Genomic DNA, 3,018 nt, shown 5'->3' with positions numbered 1-3,018 from the left:
CGGGCAGGAACCCGGGCGGCGCGCAGCGGGCCAAAGCCGCATCCTCAACGGCCGCGTGCGCGACACACCGGCCCGCACGCGCCGCCCGGGGGCGAGCGCAAGCGTCCGGGGCCCGCGGCCGGCGGCGTTGCGCTGCATATAAAGCGCGGCTCCGCACGGTGTAAATCCGGCCGCGGTCCTGAATTCGCTGCAATTTTGGCCGGTCGGCAGCCTGTGGCGCCCAGGCTCGCCAGCGCAGCAACGGCCTGTCAATCTGCGGCGCATGCGGCGAAACGGCCGCGACGTCGCGAGGAAGCAGGCACGCATGGCGGACGGCACGGCCCCCCTGGATCACCCCCTGGTCCCGCGCGCCCGCGCCTGGTTCGAGGAGCTCCGCGACCGCCTCTGCGCCGCCTTCGAGGCCTGCGAGGACGAACTGGCCGGCGGCCCGCACGCCCACCTGCCGCCCGGCCGGTTCGTACGCACCGCCTGGGACCGGCCGGAGGGCGGCGGCGGCGTGATGTCCGTCATGAAGGGCCGCGTCTTCGAGAAGGTGGGCGTCAACGTCTCCACCGTCTTCGGCGAGTTCTCCCCCGAGTTCCGCAAGCAGATCCCGGGCGCCGAGGCCGATCCGCGCTTCCTGGCCACCGGCGTTTCGCTGGTGGCGCACATGCGCAGCCCGCGGGTGCCGGCCGCGCACATGAACACGCGCTTCATCGTGACCTCGAAGGCCTGGTTCGGCGGTGGCGGCGACATCACCCCGATGGACCACGGCGCGCCGCATTCGAAGGCGGATGCGGCCGATTTCCACGCCGCCTTCCAGGCCGCCTGCGACCGGCACGACCCCACCTACTACCCGCGCTTCAAGCAGTGGTGCGACGAGTACTTCTTCCTGCCCCACCGCAACGAGCCGCGCGGCCTGGGCGGCATCTTCTACGACTGGCTGGGCGACCGCACGCCGGGCAAGGGCATCGAGGCCGACTTCGCCTTTACCCGCGACGTCGGGCTCGCCTTCCTCGAAAGCTACCCCGCCATCGTCCGCAAGCGCATGCACGAGCCCTGGACGGAGGCGGAGCGGGCGCACCAGCTGGTGCGCCGCGGCCGCTACGTGGAGTTCAACCTGCTGTATGACCGCGGCACGATCTTCGGCCTGAAGACCGGCGGCAATGTCGAGGCGATCCTGATGTCGCTGCCGCCGGAGACCGGCTGGCCGTAGCCGGCCCGCGCGCCCTCCCCTATCTTCCCGCCCGAACCCCCGGGAGGAACCAGATGACCGTCACCCGCCGCACGCTGCTCGCCGCCGGCGCCGCGAGCCTTGCCACGCCCGCCATCGCCCAGGCGCCATGGCCGAACCGGCCCGTCCGCGTCATCGTCCCCTGGCCGCCCGGCGGCTCCACCGATGTGCTGGCGCGCATCCTGGCCGAGCAGAAGCAGCAGAAGCTCGGCCAGTCCTTCGTGCTGGAGAACCGCCCCGGCGCGGGCGGCAACATCGGCGCCGACGCGCTCGCGAAGAGCGCGCCGGACGGCTACACCATGGCGCCGCTGACGCTCGGCGCCTGGCACATCAACCAGTTCCTCTACACGCGCCTGCCCTATGACCCGCAGCGCGACTTCCAGCCCATCTCCATGCACTGGGAGCTGCCGAACGTCGTCGTCGTCTCGGCGCAGCACAACCCGTCCACCTCGCTCCAGCAGTTCATCGCCTGGGCGAAGGCGCAGCGGCAGGGCATCAGCTACGGCAGCCCCGGCGTCGGCACCACGGCGCATCTTTCCGGTGCTTTGTTCACCAGCCGCCTCGGCATCGACGGCACCCATGTCCCGTTCCGCGGCGCGGCGCAGATTATCCCGGCGATGCTGGCCGGCGATCTCAACGTCGCGATCGACAACCTGGCGAGCTACGTGCCGGTGATCCAGGAAGGCCGCGCGCGGGCGCTGGCCGTGACGGGTGCGGAGCGCTGGCCGACGCTGCCCGACGTGCCGACCATGGCGGAGGCCGGCGTGCCCGACTTCGTGGTGACGAGCTGGTGCGCCATGGCCTTCCCCGCCGGCGTGCCGCGCCCGATCGTGGAGCGCGCCAGCGCGGTGATCCGCGAGATCTCGTCGGAACCGGCGATGCAGGACCGCTTCCTGCGCACCGGCGCGCGCGCCGTCTCCTCCACACCGGAGGCGGTGACCGAGCGCGTCGCGCGCGAGCGGCCGATGTGGCAGGAGGTCGTCCGCATCTCCGGCGCGCGGCTGGACTGATCCGGCGCCCCCCCTGCGCGCGGGCCGGCTGCGGCTTGTGCGCCCGCCCGGGGCCATGGTGATATGTCCGGACATAACGCCATGGCCAGGGAGGAAGCGCGATGCCCGTCATCGGCGCGCAGGACGCCGCCATGGCACGCCGGCGACCCATCGTCGCCAACGGCGTGCCGCTGCACACCGCCAGCTACATCGGCCTGAACTGGACCGCGCGCGACGGCGCGCCGGAACCCGACCCCGATGCGCTGCAGCCCGTGGCCTACCTGGTGGAGCAGCCGCCGCATGCCACGGTTGACGCCCATTTCCACCGGGTGAACCAGTTCCAGGTCGCGGTCGCCGGCGCCGGCAGCATCGGGCGGCATCCGCTGGCCCCGGTCGCCGTCCACTTTGCCGATGCCTTCAGCGCCTATGGCCCGATCCGCGCCGGCGAACACGGCCTGCAGTACCTCACCCTGCGGAACGGCTACGATCCCGGCGCGCGGTATCTGCCCGGGGCACGGAAGGAACTGGTGGCCAACGCCAAGCCGCGCCTCGAATCCGGCCTCGACCTGGGGCAGGAGACGGTTGCGCCGCTGCCCCCCCTGCCCGGGCCCGACCTGGCCTCGACCGAGCGCACGGCAGTGGCGGTCCTGCGCAACCGGCCGGGCGGTCCCGCCGGCTGGCGCCACCAGCTGCCCGCCGGCGCCGACGTGACCGGCCCGGACCCGGCCACGGGCGGAGGCCAGTTCTGGGTGGTGGTGGCCGGCAGCCTGGTCCTGCCCGGCGCCGCGCCGCTTCCGCCTGTCTCGGTGGTCTTCG

At 73.0% G+C, this 3,018-nt stretch carries 3 protein-coding genes; all 3 read left to right on the top strand.

The window, feature by feature from the left end; genetic code table 11:
• Positions 1-304 precede the first annotated feature (304 nt).
• The gene (gene hemF / locus OZN99_RS28655) at positions 305-1,195 is read left to right on the top strand and encodes an oxygen-dependent coproporphyrinogen oxidase (RefSeq protein ID WP_270938626.1); all 891 of its coding nucleotides are present in this window, start codon (positions 305-307) and stop codon (positions 1,193-1,195) included.
• A 53-nt stretch (positions 1,196-1,248) separates the two neighbouring features.
• Entirely contained in the window at positions 1,249-2,223 is a 975-nt protein-coding gene (locus OZN99_RS28650; protein ID WP_270938625.1) for a Bug family tripartite tricarboxylate transporter substrate binding protein, read from the top strand.
• 101 nt (positions 2,224-2,324) lie between these two features.
• The coding region (locus OZN99_RS28645) for a hypothetical protein (protein ID WP_270938624.1) at positions 2,325-3,018 on the top strand (694 nt) is incomplete at its 3' end.

The organism is Falsiroseomonas oryzae (assembly GCF_027856955.1).
Lineage (GTDB): Bacteria > Pseudomonadota > Alphaproteobacteria > Acetobacterales > Acetobacteraceae > Falsiroseomonas > Falsiroseomonas oryzae.
This window is presented reverse-complemented; position numbering and strand designations above follow the sequence as displayed.